A 14918-nucleotide genomic window follows, 5' to 3' on the forward strand; every position below is an offset into this window, starting at 1 on the left:
CGGCCGTTATCTTTTCCTTTGTCGAAAATATATCCGTAGGGTCAGGCGTCGCTATGTAAAGCGGCTTCTTCTCACGACTTCAATCGTAATATTCTGAAGAAATGTAAAAAGGTCTTCCACTCCAGCCGCCGCGGCATCCGGCGCGCGCTTGCGAATGCCGTCGAGGATTCTCGAATGAAGGACCGCGCCCTTCTTGAAGCTGGATGTCGGTTCGTAGGCTTGCCAAAATCGGCGGGATTGCGCGTGAAGCGACGTGATGGTGGCTGTCAGCACGGAGTTTCTGGCCATGCGCACTTCGGCATCATGAAGGTCGCGCTTCGCCTTGAAATAGAGCAGACGCTCGCCCCGTTCGGCGGCCTGGTTGACCCTGCCCATGATGGCATCCAGTTCGGCCACATCGTCTTCGGTTCCCCGGTCGATGATATGTCGGGCAATGTCCAGCTCGAGCGGCCGTCGCACCTCCAGAAGTTCAAGGTGCCTGATCGGATCGAGGTTTGAAACCAGGACGCCTCGTCGGTGATGCACTTCGACGAAGCCGATATATTTCAGTCGTGCGATCGCCTCGCGCACGGGCGTGCGTCCGAGACCCAGCTCTCGGCTGATCTCACCCTCGGAGATCATCTGGCCCGGCTCCAATTTCCTGTCTACGATCATCTCCTCGAGAAGAATATAGGCTTGTTCCGCGAGGGTTTCGGATGGAGAGCCGGAAAATCGAATCTCATGACGATCCTGAATAGCTTCCTCCTGCTGGCTGCTGGCAGGCGTCGATGAGCTGCTGCGTATACAACCGCGGCTCGTGCTCCGCAATGCGCGCCGCCCGCTGGGATTCCAGCTCGGATTCGCCGGGCCCGCCGGGGGCTCCTTGTGGCTGCCATTGCATGAGATCGTGCGGTTCTCCCGATTGACAGCGGCGCCGTATCTGATGCTAACATATTAGCGCAATATAAGCTCAAAGGAAGGTTGGCACGTCATTCGGAGAGGGCTCGGGGGCCGGACGACATCGTCCTGCCTCCGGGAGCTATCCCATGCGCATCGCCTGCCGGATTTCGACGCCGAAGGCTGACAGGAGATGGGACGGCCCGGCTTGGTCGGCTTGGCGGTCTCGCCTCCGGCGACGGCGCCGCCGAATGCGTGACAAAGCCCGCTCCTGCAACGCCAACGGATTGCGAAGATGATCATTTCTGGAGAGTCGCTGATCGGCAGAGCATCGCGCCGCGGTGGCGGCGGGACTTTCGAGGCGATTGAAGCTGCCACGGGACGGGCGTTCGGCCCGCCCTTCTCATGCGCCGGGCGCGCGGAGCTGGACGAAGCGTGCAAGCTCGCGGCCGAAAGCTTCGACGCTTACCGGAACACGGCGCTGGATATCAGGGCGGATTTCCTGGAGGCCATCGCGCAGGAAATCCTCGAGAGCGGGGACGACCTGATCGTCCGTTGCATGCGCGAGACGGGGCTGCCGCGCGGCCGGCTCGAAGGGGAGCGCGGTCGGACCGTCGCTCAGTTGCGAATGTTCGCTTCGGTGACGAGGGACGGCGGCTTCCTTCGCGCCCGTATCGACCCCGCCGAATCCGAGCGGATGCCTGCACGGCGTCCCGATCTCAGGCTTCAGATGATCGGCATAGGACCGGTTGCCGTATTCGGCGCTTCGAACTTCCCGTTCGCGTTCTCGGTCGCGGGCGGCGACACGGCGTCGGCCCTGGCGGCCGGATGCCCCGTGGTTGTGAAGGCGCACCCGGCTCATCCCGGGACGTCCGAACTGGTCGGGCGCGCCGTTCAAGCGGCCGCGACGGCGTGCGGAATGCCTGAAGGCGTCTTTTCCCTTCTCTTCGATTCCGGCATCGAAACAGGTGCCGCTCTGGTCGCCGATCCACGGATCGCCGCCGTCGGGTTCACGGGATCGCGCGGTGGCGGCACGGCGCTCATGCGGATCGCGGCCGGCCGAGAGGTGCCGATTCCCGTCTACGCCGAGATGAGCAGCATCAACCCGGTCGTCTTGTTTCGTCAGGCCCTTCTGGCGCGGGGCGCAGAGATCGGCCGGGCGTTCGTGTCGTCCCTGATCCTCGGTTCGGGTCAATTCTGCACCAGCCCCGGTCTGCTGCTGGCGGAAGACGGCGCCGGCCTCGACGCCTTCGTCGCCGCGGCGGCCGCTGAGCTGGCCGATGCCGCCGCCGCGACCATGCTGACCCCGGGCATCCACCATGCCTATTGCTCCGGCGTGGACGCCCTTGCTTCCAACGCGGCGGTGAAAACCGTTGCCCGAGGTCGATCGGGCGATGTCCATCAGGGGCAGGCTGGTTTGTTCGAGACGACTGCCGAGGCGTTTCTGTCCGACCGGCATCTCGGCGAAGAGGTTTTCGGAGCTGCTTCGCTTCTGGTGCGATGCCGCGACGCCGCCGACATTCGGGCTGTCATCGGCCATCTGGAAGGCCAGCTGACCGCTTCGCTGCATATGGATCCGGCCGATTACGAAGAAGCCCGCTCCCTGCTTCCGGTGCTGGAACGGAAGGTCGGGCGAATCCTGGTCAACGGGTTCGGCACGGGCGTCGAGGTGGGTCACGCCATGGTCCATGGCGGGCCCTATCCTGCGACCTCGGACAGCCGGACGACCTCTGTCGGCAGCCTTGCGATCGATCGCTTCCTGCGTCCGGTTTCCTATCAGGATATGCCCGGGGCACTTCTTCCCGATGCGCTCCGTGATGAAAATCCTCTAGGATTGTGGCGTCGACTGGACGGCAAGCTTTGCGCGCCGTGACTCGCCTTCGTCATGGCTGGGCCGATGGGCTGATCTCTCGCGTCACCTCGAAATCCCCCGGACATGGAGCACGGCTAGTGGGTCCCATGACCCTGTCCAGGGGCCCATGACAGCCTCTCGTCGAAGGAGAGCGCGCTGGAAGGCAGTGACGACATGAGCGAATGCGGCAGGTCTTCCGGTACCCGGCGGAGGGAGCGAGAGCCGGTTCTCGCCGTGCCGGGCCGGACGAGGCGGCTCGCATTGACGCGCAGGGGGCTCTGCGCGGGGCTGCTCGCGAGCGTCGCCGCGTCCGGAAGGGCGCGGGCGCAGGAGCCCGAGCCGCCGCCGGCCGTCTATCCGACGCTGCCACGCGAGGCGGCTTCTCCGCAGGGCTTCGTGCCGGAAGGCTGGGCGATCGAGCGCGAGGCTTCCGGCGACGTCGACGGGGACGGCATAGGTGATGCGGTTTTCGTGATGCGCCAGCGCGCGCCGCGGAACATCCTGAGGCCCTATGGGCCGGACGGCCCGGCGCTCGATACGAATCCGCGCCTTCTGGTGGTGGCGTCCGGCAGGCGGGAAGGCGGCCCCTACCGGCTCGCTCTCGCGAACCATACGCTCATCCCGCGTCACGAGACGATCACGGTCGAGGACCCTTTCGGGGAGGAGAGCCGGGGGCTCGAGACGAAGCGGGGAGCTTTCTCCGTCTGGCTGCACCGGTTCGCCGCCGCGGGCGGGAGGGACATGGGCCATGCGAAGCTGACCTTCCGGCTCGCCGGTTCGCGTTGCGAATTGATCGGCTTCGAGCGGCTGACGGTCGACCGCTTCGGCGGCGAGACCGTCATGGTCAGCGTGAACTATTCGACCGGCCGCATTCGCCGCGAGACGGGGCATATCGGCAAGGACGAGACGCGCGTCGTCTGGGCGAGGCGGCCGAAATCGAGGCCCCTTGCCATCGAGGAGGTCGGCGACGGCTTGGCCTTCGACCCGGAAAGCCCGCATCGCGCCTGACCCGCGCCGCGTTGCGGCCACGGCCTCCGCTTTTCGCTGCCGCGGACCTCCGGTTCCGCAGCACGCTCTAATGGGCGACGAGAAGCGGCAGGGGGGAATTGGCGAGCAGATCCTCCGTGACCCCGCCCAGGATCCATTCCCGGAAGCGGGAATGGCCGTAGGCTCCGGCGACGATCAGGTCCGCCCCGACCCTGCCCGCCTCCGCGAGGAGGCCGTCGGCCGGCGACGCCTCGGTGCCGAGGACCGTCGCCGTCGCCTCGACGCCATGCCGGACGAGATGCGCCGTGATATCGGCAAGCGCCTCGGCGCCTCCCATTCGTCCGTGGGCCTTCTCGCTGACCGTCACGACGTGAACCTGGCCCGCCTGCCGGAGAAAGGGCAGGGCCTCCGCGACCGCGCGCGCGCTCTGCCGGTTGTCGACCCACGCGACGAGAACGGTTCGGATCACCGACCGCAGCGGAGCCTGCGGCGGAACGAGGAAGAGGCCGCGCCCGCCATTGAACATGACGCTTTCGACCATGGCGCTCCAGCGCGCGTTGTCCCTGCCGCGCGGACAAGTCGCGACGAAGAGGTCGTTCCACCGCGCCTCGCTCGCCACCGCCTCCTCCAGCATGCCGGGAGAAGCGTCGATGCGCCGCAACTCGTGAGGCGGGGCGAGACGGGCCAGGCGCTCCTGCAGCCGCGGCTCGGTCGCATTGCCGTTCTCGATGACGGCATCGCGGAGATCGTCGACCGCGAGCATGCCGAAATCGCCCACATAGACCGCCGGATCCGGAAGAGGATTGACGAAAATTCCTGTCAGCCTCGCCTGGAAAGACACGGCGAGCGCCTCGGCGTGGGCCAGGCGGGTTTCGTCCTCCGGCGAGCCGTCGAGATGGACGGCGATGTCCCTGTAGCGATCCGCCGGCGAAAAGCCCGGCCCGGCAGCTGGTCCCGTGGACAAGGTTGTCTCGCTCATATCGGCCTCCGAGCCGTGCGCACCGCCGCCGCGGCTGACAATTCAGACCCATGCATCCGGCGCATTGACTTTCGTCAAGATCGATCACCGTTGCGGCGCAATGTCGAGGACGTCCCGAAGACGCGTCGCGCTCCAGGCTTGCGGCGCGCCGCGGCTCCGCCCTCCGCCGTCAGCGCCCTCGTCACTCTTCCGAGGCGGCCCGGTCCGGGCTTTCCGTCATTTGCCCGGGCGAGGAGAACGGACGTGGGAATCGGGGATCGTGGCGGTCGATGATCGACCATGCCGCCTCCGCATCGTCGGCGAAGGCGAAGATACGAAGGTCCTCCCCCGAGATCATTCCGAATTCCAGAAGCTTCTTGAAATCGACGACTTCCCGCCAATAGCTCGAATCGAAAAGCACGATCGGGATCGGAAGCGATTTCCCCGTCTGCCTCAAGGTGAGGATTTCGAACAGCTCGTCAAAGGTGCCGAATCCGCCCGGAAACACGACCAGGGCATTGGCCCGCATGGCCAGATGCATCTTGCGCATCGCAAAGTAATGGAAGCGGAAGGTCAGCTCCGGCGTCGAATAGGAGTTCGGCTCCTGTTCGTGCGGCAAGCTGACATTGAAGCCGATCGAGGGCGCTCCCGCATCGTAAGCGCCGCGATTGGCGGCCTCCATCAGCCCGGGGCCGCCGCCGGTCGCGATGACGTTGTCGCGCAGCCGCCCGTTCGCATGCAGGGCGCCCCCGCGCTCGGAGGCGATGCGTCCGAAGGCGCGGGCCTGCGCATACCAGGCGGCCTGGCGCGGGGGGCCGTCCTCGCGGGCGCGCGCGCTTCCGAAGACCACGATGGTCGAGTGAACGCCCCATGCGCGCAGGGCCTCCTCGGCCTTGGCGTATTCCAGCATGAAGCGCATGCCGCGCATCGAATCTCCGAGGATGAAATCCTGGTCGAGCGCGGCGAGACGGTAGGAGGGTGACTCGAGTTGCGCGCCGTTGCCCTCGGACACGCCGCAATCCGCCTTGCTCATGGAGGTGACCTTCCCTGTCGATCCGCACGGGCGATACCTTCGCGCAGCCGATTCGTGGAGGAATCGGTGGCGGCGGTGCCCTCGCCGGAGCGGCTTCGTCCCGAGGGCAGGTTGCGTGAGAGGGACGGCATCGGGAGCCCGAGCGGCACCTCGTTGACGATCGTGCGGATCGCTCGAGGCGTATGATCCGGTCGCACCCGACGCTCGAGGTCGACTTAGGAAAACAGCGACTCCGACTGCACGCGGGCAGCCGATCTTGACTGCGACCGATTGAATTGCGGGTCGCGCTCGGTCCGGTGGCCGAAAACCATCCGTGTCCATGCTCGCGGACCTCAGCGGAACAGGTCGGGCTCTCTCGCGGCTCCATCCTCGCAAGGCGGGAGCCTCGGGGAAGCTCGGGGCGGTCCAGTCTCCTCAGGTCATCTGGCCGCTGAGCATCAGGAAGCCGGGCAGCCAGGCTGTCGCCACGCCGATCGCCAGGCACAGATAGCCGGTCTGGCGCCCGATCGGGAGGCGCAAAGCCAGCAGAAGGAAGAAGGTGAACCAGAGGACCGCCCACAAGGCCCAGTTGATTCCAAGCCAGATTGCGCTGCCGTTATTCGCGCCACCGAGGGTTTGGACGGCGACGGGGACGGCGGTGATCGCCACGAACAGGCAGAACCAGCCGAGGCCGCGTCCATCCGCATTGAAAATGCGATTGAATGCGACCCACAGATAGGTGGCCGAGAACAGCAGGGTCAATGCGGCTCCTTTGATCGAGCTGGCATCCGCCCCGGGTCCGAAGGACGAATACAAGGCCACGCACAGCGTCACGAAGCCGGTAAACAGGTTGATGAAAACGATCTCGCGGTCACTCACTTTGTCGAGGAGCCATAAGCCGTTCATGATCAGCACCGCTCCGACGTAGAGCAAGGACAGCCCCAGCAACATTGTCTCCTCCCTGGTTTCACGCGCCGCCGGGGCGCGTGCATTTCCTTGGCTCTTCGTGGAGTTGCATCAGCCGCTTCGGCAGGCTGAGGCATGACAATCATGCATAAAAATTAGTCAGTCGCAATCTGTTATCACTTGTCGGCCACGATTTGCATTCAAATGTGGATCGCTATTGCAGCGTCGTACCCGCGGGACGAAGGCCGTTCCCCCGTCTTGACTGACGGGCAACTCTCATCCTGATGGTCGCGCCGGACGGGATCAATTGTCGTAAGCTATCGAACCATTGGAACAAGGTATTGGACCGGTGGTTTTCGATCGCCGAAGCTGGCCTTCAGCTCATGGGCGCGGCCCATATGAAAGGAAGGTCAAGATGGCCCGGATGACAGCCGTCCAAGCTGCCGTTCTAGTAATGGAGAAAGAGGGCATCACGAACGCCTTCGGCGTTCCGGGCGCGGCGATCAATCCTCTCTATGCCGCCATGCGCTCGCGCAACTCGATCACGCACGTCCTGGCGCGCCATGTCGAAGGCGCCTCGCACATGGCCGAGGGCTATACGCGGGCGAAGGCGGGCAATATCGGCGTCTGCCTCGGCACCTCCGGCCCTGCCGGCACCGACATGATCACCGGCCTCTATTCGGCTTCGGCGGATTCGATCCCGATCCTGTGCATCACGGGCCAGGCGCCGCGGGCTCGGATGTACAAGGAGGACTTCCAGGCCGTCGACATCGAATCGATCGCCAAGCCGGTGACCAAATGGGCGGTCATGGTCCGCGAGCCGGGGCTCGTGCCGCGCGTGTTCCAGCAGGCTTTCCATCTCATGCGGTCGGGGCGGCCGGGGCCGGTGCTGATCGACCTTCCCTTCGACGTCCAGATGGGGGAGATCGAATTCGACATCGACACCTATGAGCCGCTTCCCGTCTACAAGCCGACGGCGACGCGCGCGCAGATCGAGAAGGCGCTCGAGATGCTGAGCGCCGCCGAGCGGCCCCTCATCGTCGCGGGCGGCGGCATCATCAATGCCGATGCGTCCGACCTCCTCGTCGAATTCGCCGAGACCACGGGGGTTCCGGTCATCCCGACCCTGATGGCCTGGGGCAGCATCCCCGACGACCATCCCCTGATGGCCGGCATGGTGGGCCTCCAGACGAGCCACATGTACGGCAACGCCACGATGCTCGAATCCGACTTCGTGATCGGCATCGGCAACCGCTGGGCCAACCGCCATACCGGGTCCGTCGAGGTCTATACGAAGGGGCGCAAATTCGTTCACATCGACATCGAGCCGACGCAGATCGGCCGGGTCTTCTCGCCCGATTACGGCATCGTTTCCGATGCCGGCGCCGCGCTGCAGCTCCTTGTCGAGATCGCCACCGACTGGCGTGCCTCGAAGCGCCTGAAGGACTGGTCGGGCTGGGCGGAGTCCTGCCAGGAGCGCAAGCGCACCATGCTCCGGCGCACCCATTACGACGATGTCCCGATCAAGCCGCACCGCGTCTACGAGGAGATGAACAAGGCCTTCGGGCGGGAGACCTGCTACGTCTCGACCATCGGCCTGTCCCAGATCGCGGCCGCGCAGTTCCTGCACGTGTTCAAGCCTCGCCATTGGATCAATTGCGGCCAGGCGGGTCCCCTCGGCTGGACGCTTCCGGCGGCGCTCGGGGTCTGCGCCGCGGATCCGAGCCGGGACGTCGTCGCCCTGTCGGGGGATTACGACTTCCAGTTCATGATCGAGGAACTGGCCGTGGGAGCCCAGTTCAAGCTTCCCTACATCCACGTCGTGGTGAACAACTCGTATCTCGGGCTGATCCGCCAGTCCCAGCGCGGGTTCAGCATGGATTACTGCGTCCAGCTCGCCTTCGACAACATCAACGCCCCCGAGGTCAACGGCTACGGCGTCGATCACGTCAAGGTTGCGGAGGGCCTCGGCTGCAAGGCGATCCGCGTCACCGATCCGAGCCGCATGCAGGCGGCGTTCGACCAGGCCCGGGCGTGGATGAAGGAGTACCGGGTTCCGGTCGTGGTGGAAGTCATCCTCGAGCGCGTGACCAACATCTCGATGGGCACGGAGATCAACAATGTCACGGAGTTCGAGGGGCTGGCGGAAGGCGAGGGCGACGCCCCGACCGCCATCGCGCTGCTCGACTGAGGTGGCGGCGGCTTTCGCCGTCGCCTCATCTCCCTGATGAAATGCGGCCTCTCCCGAAAGCTCGCCGTCGCTTTCGCTTTCGGGATGATGCTTTGATGAATTTTGATAAATGATGACGAGGGCGGGATGCCGAAGTTCTGCGCCAATCTGACCATGCTCTATAACGAGCACGACTTTCTCGACCGGTTCGCGGCCGCCAGGGCCGATGGTTTCAAGGGGGTCGAGTTCATGTTCCCCTATGCCTTTGCGAAGGAGCGTCTCGCGGAGGCTCTTCAGCGCAACGGCCTGACCCAGGTCCTGCACAATCTGCCGGCGGGTAACTGGGAGGGAGGCGAGAGGGGAATTGCCTGCCTGCCGGGCCGCGAGGGCGAATTCCAGGACGGCGTCGGCCGGGCGGTCGAGTATGCGAAGGCCCTCGGCTGCCCGCAGGTGAATTGCCTGGTCGGCCTCACGCCGCAGGGCGTCGATCCCGAGCGGGTGCGGAAGGTTCTCGTCGACAACCTGCGCTTCGCGGCGAAGCAACTCGGGGATGCCGGAATCCGGCTCCTGGTGGAGCCGGTCAATTCGAGGGACATGCCCGGCTTCCACCTCGACCGCGTCGAGAAGGCGATCGCCGTCCTGGACGATGTCGGCTCGCCGAACGGCTTCCTCCAATATGATTTCTATCACCAGCAGCGCCTGGGCGGGGAGCTTCTGGGGACGTACCGCGCGCTCAAGGATCGCATCGCGCACGTGCAGCTCGCCGACAATCCGGGCCGCAACGAGCCGGGGACGGGCGAGATCAATTATCCCTTCCTCTTCGCAGCCCTCGACGGCGAGGGCTACGCGGGCTGGATCGGCTGCGAATACAAGCCGAAAACGACGACGTCGGCCGGACTCGGCTGGGCGGCGGATTATTTGCGCGCCGCCTGAAAAATACATCAGGAACAGAGGACATCATCATGAAAATTGGATTCATCGGGCTCGGCATCATGGGAACGCCGATGGCCGGCCATCTGATCAAGGGCGGTCATCAACTCTTCCTGCACAGCGTGCCGTCCGTTCCCCAGGCCCTGACCGAGGCCGGCGGGAAGGCCTGCGCCACGGGTGAGGAGGTCGCGCGCAACGCGGACGTCGTCATCGTCATGGTGCCCGACACGCCGCATGTCGAGGACGTGCTGTTCAATCCGCAGGGCGTCGCGAAGGGTCTGTCTGCGGGCAAGGTCGTCGTCGACATGAGCTCCATCTCGCCGGTCGCGACGAAGGATTTCGCGAAGCGGATCAACGAGCTGGGCTGCGAGTATCTGGATGCTCCCGTCTCGGGCGGCGATGTCGGGGCCAAGGGCGCGTCGCTCTCGATCATGGTGGGCGGCTCGCAGGCGGCCTTCGACCGCGTCAAGCCGGTCTTCGAGCTGATGGGCAAGAACATCACGCGCGTCGGCGAGAACGGCGACGGCCAGACGACCAAGGTCGCCAACCAGATCGTCGTCGCCCTGACCATCGCAGCGGTCGCGGAAGGGCTTCTCTTCGCTTCCAAGGCCGGCGCCGATCCGGCCAAGGTGAGGCAGGCTCTCCTCGGCGGCCTCGCGACGTCCCGCATCCTCGAGGTGCTCGGCGAGCGGATGATCAAGCGCACCTTCGATCCGGGCTTCCGCATCGCGCTCCATCAGAAGGATCTCAACCTCGCGCTCACGAGCGCGCGGCAGCTCGGCCTGGCCCTTCCGAACACCGCGACGGCCCAGGAGATGTTCAACGCCTGCGTCGCGCATGGCGGCGCGGCCTGGGATCATTCCGGCATGGTTCGGGCCCTGGAAGCCCTGTCCAACCACGAGATTGGAAGCACGAAGACATAACCGCCCGGCCGAAGATAAAATAACGGCTCGAAAGCGATTACAATACGGGAGGAACTTACCAATGCCGGGCTTTTTCAAGTCCCTATTCGGACAAGTCGTCGTGGCCCTGGTGCTTGGCATCGTGCTCGGGGTTGCTGTGCCCGACTTTGCCGTCCAGTTGAAGCCGCTCGGTGACGGCTTCATCAAGTTCATCAAGATGGGAATCGGGCCGCTGGTCTTCGGCGTCGTCGTGCATGGCATCGTCGGCGCCGGAGACCTGAAGAAGGTCGGGCGCGTCGGCCTGAAGGCGCTGATCTATTTCGAGGCGGTGACGACGCTCGCTCTCCTTCTCGGCATTATCCTCGCCTATACGTTCCAGCCCGGCGTCGGCATGAACATCGATCCGCGGGCGCTGGATGCGAAGGCGCTCGGTTCCTATACGGAGCATGTCGGCGAGGTGAAGGATACGGTCGGGTTCTTCCTGAAGATCATTCCGACGACCATCTTCGACGCGTTCACCAAAGGCGACATCCTGCAAGTCCTGGTCATCGCGCTGCTCTTCGGCGCAGGGCTCTCGCTGCTGGGCCCGCACGGAGCGCCGCTGGTGCACGTGATCGAGCTGACGACCGACGTCCTGTTCAAGGTGATCGGGTTCATCGTCAAGCTCGCCCCGCTCGGCGTTCTCGGAGCGGTGGCCTTCACCGTCGGGAAATACGGCGTCGGGTCCCTGAAGCAACTCGGATACCTGGTCGTCCTCTTCTATGCCGGCATCGCGATCTTCGTCGTCGTCGTGCTCGGAACGATCATGCGTCTTGCCGGGTTCAGCATCTTCAAGTTCCTCGCCTATCTGCGGGAGGAACTGATGGTGGTCGCCGGCACCGCGTCCTCCGACAGCGTGCTGCCGCAAGTGATGCGCAAGCTCGAGGCGCTCGGGATCAAGGACTCCACGGTGGGTCTCGTGATCCCCACCGGATATTCGTTCAATCTCGATGCCTTCTCGCTCTACCTGACGCTGGCCGCCGTGTTCATCGCCCAGGCGACCAATACTCAGCTGGACATCAGCCACCTCCTCATGATCCTCGGCATCTCGCTCCTGACCTCGAAGGGAGCGCACGGGGTTCCCGGCTCGGCCATCGTCGTGCTCGCCGCAACCCTGTCCGCCGTTCCGGTCATTCCGGTCCTCGGCCTGGTGCTCGTCCTGTCGGTCGACTGGTTCATGGGCATCGCCCGGGCGCTCGGCAACCTGATCGGGAACTGCGTGGCCACGGTCGTGATCGCGGCCTGGGAGGGCGACATCGACCGTGAGCGCGCCCACCGCGTCCTCAACGGCGAGGTCGGCACCTCCACCGAGGAACTGCTGAACGCGGAATTCACCGAGGAGTCGACCCCCGCGGCGGCGCCGAACCCGGCCCATTGACTGACAGGCGGGGGGGCGCCCATCGCCGACGTCCCCCGCCTGCGATCGCCATAAGGTCTGAGGCTCCCTCGCACTTCCCGCCCGGCGGGATCGGACAGACGGTCATGACTCGGCAACCCCTTTCCCTCCTGCGCGCCATGTTCGACGCGGCGGTGGACGCCGCCACCCCCCCCTCCCCCGCGGCGGCCCTTCCGCCCGCTCCCCCCCGCGGCCGTCTCGTCGTGGTCGGGGCCGGCAAGGCGTCCGCCGCGATGGCCAAGGCCGTCGAGGATCACTGGAAGGGACCGCTCACCGGTCTCGTGGTCACACGCTACGGCCATGGGGCGCCATGCGAGCGCATCGAGATCGTCGAGGCAGCCCATCCCGTTCCCGACGCCGCCGGCGAAGCCGCGGCCCGGCGCATCCTCGACCTCGTCCAGGGCCTCGGGCCCGACGATCTCGTGCTCGCGCTGATCTCCGGCGGCGGCTCGTCGCTGCTCAGCGTTCCGGCGCCCGGACTGACCTTGGCCGACAAGCAGGCCGTCAATTCCGCCCTCCTGCGCTCCGGCGCGCATATCGGGGCAATGAACTGCGTGCGCAAGCACCTGTCCGCCATCAAGGGAGGACGGCTCGCGGCCGCCGCCTATCCCGCCCGGGTCCTCACCCTCGTCATCTCCGACGTGCCGGGGGACGATCCCTCCACGATCGCCTCGGGCCCGACCGTGCCTGACGAGACCACCTTCGCCGAGGCGCGGGAGATTCTCGCCAAATACGGCATCGTCGAGCCCGCTTCCGCGGTCGCACATCTCGAACGCGCCGCGGAGGAGACGCCGAAGCCCGGCGATCCGCGCCTCGCCCATGCCGAGACGGTGATGATCGCCACGCCCCAGCAGTCGCTCGAGGCGGCCGCCGAGGTCGCGCGGGCGGCCGGCGTGACGCCCCTCATCCTCGGCGATGCGATCGAGGGCGAGGCGAGCGAGGTCGCCAAGGTCATGGCCGGGATCGCGCGCCAGGTGGCGCTCCGCGGCCAGCCGGCGGGTGCGCCCTGCGTGCTGATCTCCGGCGGCGAGACCACCGTGACCATTCGCGGCAAGGGGCGCGGCGGGCGCAACGTCGAATTCATGCTGTCGCTCGCCGTCGAGCTGAACGGGCTGCCGAACGTCTTCGCCCTTGCGGGCGATACCGACGGCGTGGACGGCGCCGAGGAGGTCGCGGGCGCCGTCGTGACGCCCGACACGCTCGCGCGGGCGCAGGCGCAGGGCATCGACGCGAAGCGCTCGCTCGCGAACAATGACGGCCACGGCTTCTTCGAGGCTCTCGGCGACCAGGTCGTCACCGGGCCCACTCTCACCAACGTCAACGACTTCCGAGCGATTCTGATTCTCGGACCGCAGGGGGCAGCGAAAGCTGAGAAATGAACATGCATCGTCAGCGGAGCGCCAAGATTGTTGCAACCCTCGGACCGGCGAGTTCGAGCCCCGAACTCATCCGGGCCCTGTTCGAGGCAGGGGCCGATGTCTTTCGCCTGAATTTCAGCCATGGGACGCATGAGGACCATGCGCTCCGCTACCGGACCATTCGCTCCCTGGAGGAGGAGATCGGACGGCCGATCGGAATTCTCGCCGACCTGCAGGGGCCCAAGCTGCGGGTGGGCCAGTTCGCGGCCGGGCGCGTGACGCTCGCGACGGGGGCTCGTTTCAACCTCGATCTCGATACCGGGCGCCCGGGAGACGAGACCCGCGTGTCCATGCCTCATCCGGAGGTGTTCCAGGCCCTCGCGCCGGGGGTTCAGCTTCTCCTGGACGACGGCAAGGTCCGCCTGGAGGTGGAGAGCTGCGAGCAGGGAAGCGCCGTGACCCGCGTCGTCGTGGGCGGGCCACTCTCGGACCGCAAGGGCGTCAGCGTTGTGGGCGCCGTGCTGCCGGTTTCGGCGCTGACGGAGAAGGATCGGCGCGACCTCGCCTTCGCCCTCGAGCTCGGCGTGGATTGGGTGGCTTTGTCCTTCGTCCAGCGCCCGGAAGATCTTGACGAGGTCCGCGAGATCGTGCGCGGCCGCGCCGGGGTCATGGCGAAGCTGGAGAAGCCCTCCGCGATCGACCGGCTGGAGGAGATCGTCGACCGCTCGGACGCGATCATGGTGGCGCGCGGCGACCTCGGCGTCGAGATGCTGCCCCAGAAGGTCCCGCCGATCCAGCGGCGCATCCTGCGTGTCTGCCGCAAGGCCGGCAAGCCCGCCATCGTCGCGACGCAGATGCTGGAATCGATGATCCAGACGCCGACGCCGACGCGCGCGGAAGCGTCCGACGTCGCCTCCGCCGTCTATCACGGCACCGATGCCGTGATGCTCTCGGCCGAATCGGCCTCCGGCCAGTATCCGGTCGAGGCGGTCTCCATGATGAGCAGCATCATCCAGGAGGTCGAGAAGGACCCCTATTACCGGCAGATGATCGAGGCGGCCCATCCCGAGCCCGACGCCACCATCGCGGATACGATCTGCTGCGGATTGCGCCGGGCCACCAATCTTCTCCCGGTCAAGGTGGCGGTGACCTACACGACCTCCGGCTATTCCAGCCTGCGCACGGCCCGGGAGAGGCCGACGGCGCCGATCCTCAGCATGGCCATGAGCATCCAGACGGCGCGCCGCCTCACGCTGGTCTGGGGTGTTCACTCAGTCCACGTCCACGAGATCAGCGATGCGAACGAGATGAGCGACTACGCCTGCGAGATGGCGGTCCGGGAAGGCTTCGCCGCCAAGGGCGACGTCGTCGTCATCGCCGCCGGGATGCCGTTCGGCGCGGCGGGAAACACCAACATGCTCAAGATCACGACGGTCTGACGGCGAGCCGCCTCCACCGCCCCAAGGGAACGACGAATATGACTGCGATCATTGAAATTCACGCCCGCGAGATTCTGGACAGCCGCGGCAATC

12 protein-coding genes are annotated in these 14918 nt (G+C 65.9%); 8 read left to right on the plus strand and 4 right to left on the minus strand.

Features of this window, described 5'->3' with window-relative positions:
* Window positions 1-51: 51 nt before the first annotated feature.
* Window positions 52-807 carry a GntR family transcriptional regulator gene (locus PKD06_RS09920; protein WP_324380011.1) on the minus strand — a complete coding sequence of 252 codons (756 nt, stop codon included), beginning with the start codon at window positions 805-807 and terminating at the stop codon, window positions 52-54.
* Between the two features lie 364 nt (window positions 808-1171).
* On the opposite strand from PKD06_RS09920, the gene PKD06_RS09925 reads away from it, so the two are divergent.
* Both PKD06_RS09925 and PKD06_RS09930 read left to right on the plus strand, forming a co-directional pair.
* Window positions 1172-2749, plus strand: coding sequence for an aldehyde dehydrogenase (NADP(+)) (locus PKD06_RS09925; protein ID WP_324380012.1), 1578 nt, complete (start codon window positions 1172-1174; stop codon window positions 2747-2749).
* Between the two features lie 240 nt (window positions 2750-2989).
* The gene (locus PKD06_RS09930) at window positions 2990-3736 is read left to right on the plus strand and encodes a hypothetical protein (protein WP_324380013.1); all 747 of its coding nucleotides are present in this window, start codon (window positions 2990-2992) and stop codon (window positions 3734-3736) included.
* 67 nt (window positions 3737-3803) lie between these two features.
* Here PKD06_RS09930 and PKD06_RS09935 read toward each other — a convergent pair whose 3' ends face one another.
* From PKD06_RS09935 to PKD06_RS09945, 3 genes are all read right to left on the minus strand, one after another.
* Window positions 3804-4694 carry a universal stress protein gene (locus tag PKD06_RS09935; RefSeq protein ID WP_324380014.1) on the minus strand — a complete coding sequence of 297 codons (891 nt, stop codon included), beginning with the start codon at window positions 4692-4694 and terminating at the stop codon, window positions 3804-3806.
* A gap of 181 nt (window positions 4695-4875) precedes the next feature.
* Window positions 4876-5706 (minus strand): TIGR00730 family Rossman fold protein, encoded by an 831-nt coding sequence (locus PKD06_RS09940; protein ID WP_324380015.1) that lies wholly within the window; start codon window positions 5704-5706, stop codon window positions 4876-4878.
* A 414-nt stretch (window positions 5707-6120) separates the two neighbouring features.
* The gene (locus tag PKD06_RS09945) at window positions 6121-6636 is read right to left on the minus strand and encodes an AmiS/UreI family transporter (RefSeq protein WP_324380016.1); all 516 of its coding nucleotides are present in this window, start codon (window positions 6634-6636) and stop codon (window positions 6121-6123) included.
* 370 nt (window positions 6637-7006) lie between these two features.
* Between PKD06_RS09945 and gcl the strand changes: the two genes are divergently transcribed.
* The 6 genes from gcl to pyk all read left to right on the plus strand — a co-directional run bounded on the left by gcl (window position 7007) and on the right by pyk (window position 14825).
* A complete protein-coding gene (gene gcl / locus PKD06_RS09950; protein ID WP_324380017.1) occupies window positions 7007-8782 on the plus strand; it encodes a glyoxylate carboligase in 1776 nt (591 codons plus the stop codon).
* A 126-nt stretch (window positions 8783-8908) separates the two neighbouring features.
* Window positions 8909-9694, plus strand: a complete 786-nt coding sequence (gene hyi, locus PKD06_RS09955) for a hydroxypyruvate isomerase (protein ID WP_324380018.1) — start codon at window positions 8909-8911, stop codon at window positions 9692-9694.
* A 26-nt stretch (window positions 9695-9720) separates the two neighbouring features.
* Window positions 9721-10614: a 2-hydroxy-3-oxopropionate reductase gene (locus tag PKD06_RS09960; RefSeq protein WP_324380023.1), complete on the plus strand. Its 894-nt coding sequence runs from the start codon at window positions 9721-9723 to the stop codon at window positions 10612-10614.
* Window positions 10615-10675: 61 nt separating this feature from the next.
* Complete coding sequence (locus tag PKD06_RS09965) at window positions 10676-12010, plus strand: C4-dicarboxylate transporter DctA (protein WP_324380019.1); 1335 nt, start codon at window positions 10676-10678, stop codon at window positions 12008-12010.
* Between the two features lie 104 nt (window positions 12011-12114).
* Window positions 12115-13407, plus strand: a complete 1293-nt coding sequence (locus PKD06_RS09970) for a glycerate kinase (RefSeq protein ID WP_324380020.1) — start codon at window positions 12115-12117, stop codon at window positions 13405-13407.
* 2 nt (window positions 13408-13409) lie between these two features.
* Window positions 13410-14825 (plus strand): pyruvate kinase, encoded by a 1416-nt coding sequence (pyk, locus tag PKD06_RS09975; RefSeq protein ID WP_324380021.1) that lies wholly within the window; start codon window positions 13410-13412, stop codon window positions 14823-14825.
* Window positions 14826-14918: the final 93 nt, after the last annotated feature.

It is taken from the genome of Enterovirga sp. (assembly GCF_035325185.1).
In the GTDB taxonomy this organism is placed as follows: domain Bacteria; phylum Pseudomonadota; class Alphaproteobacteria; order Rhizobiales; family Beijerinckiaceae; genus Enterovirga.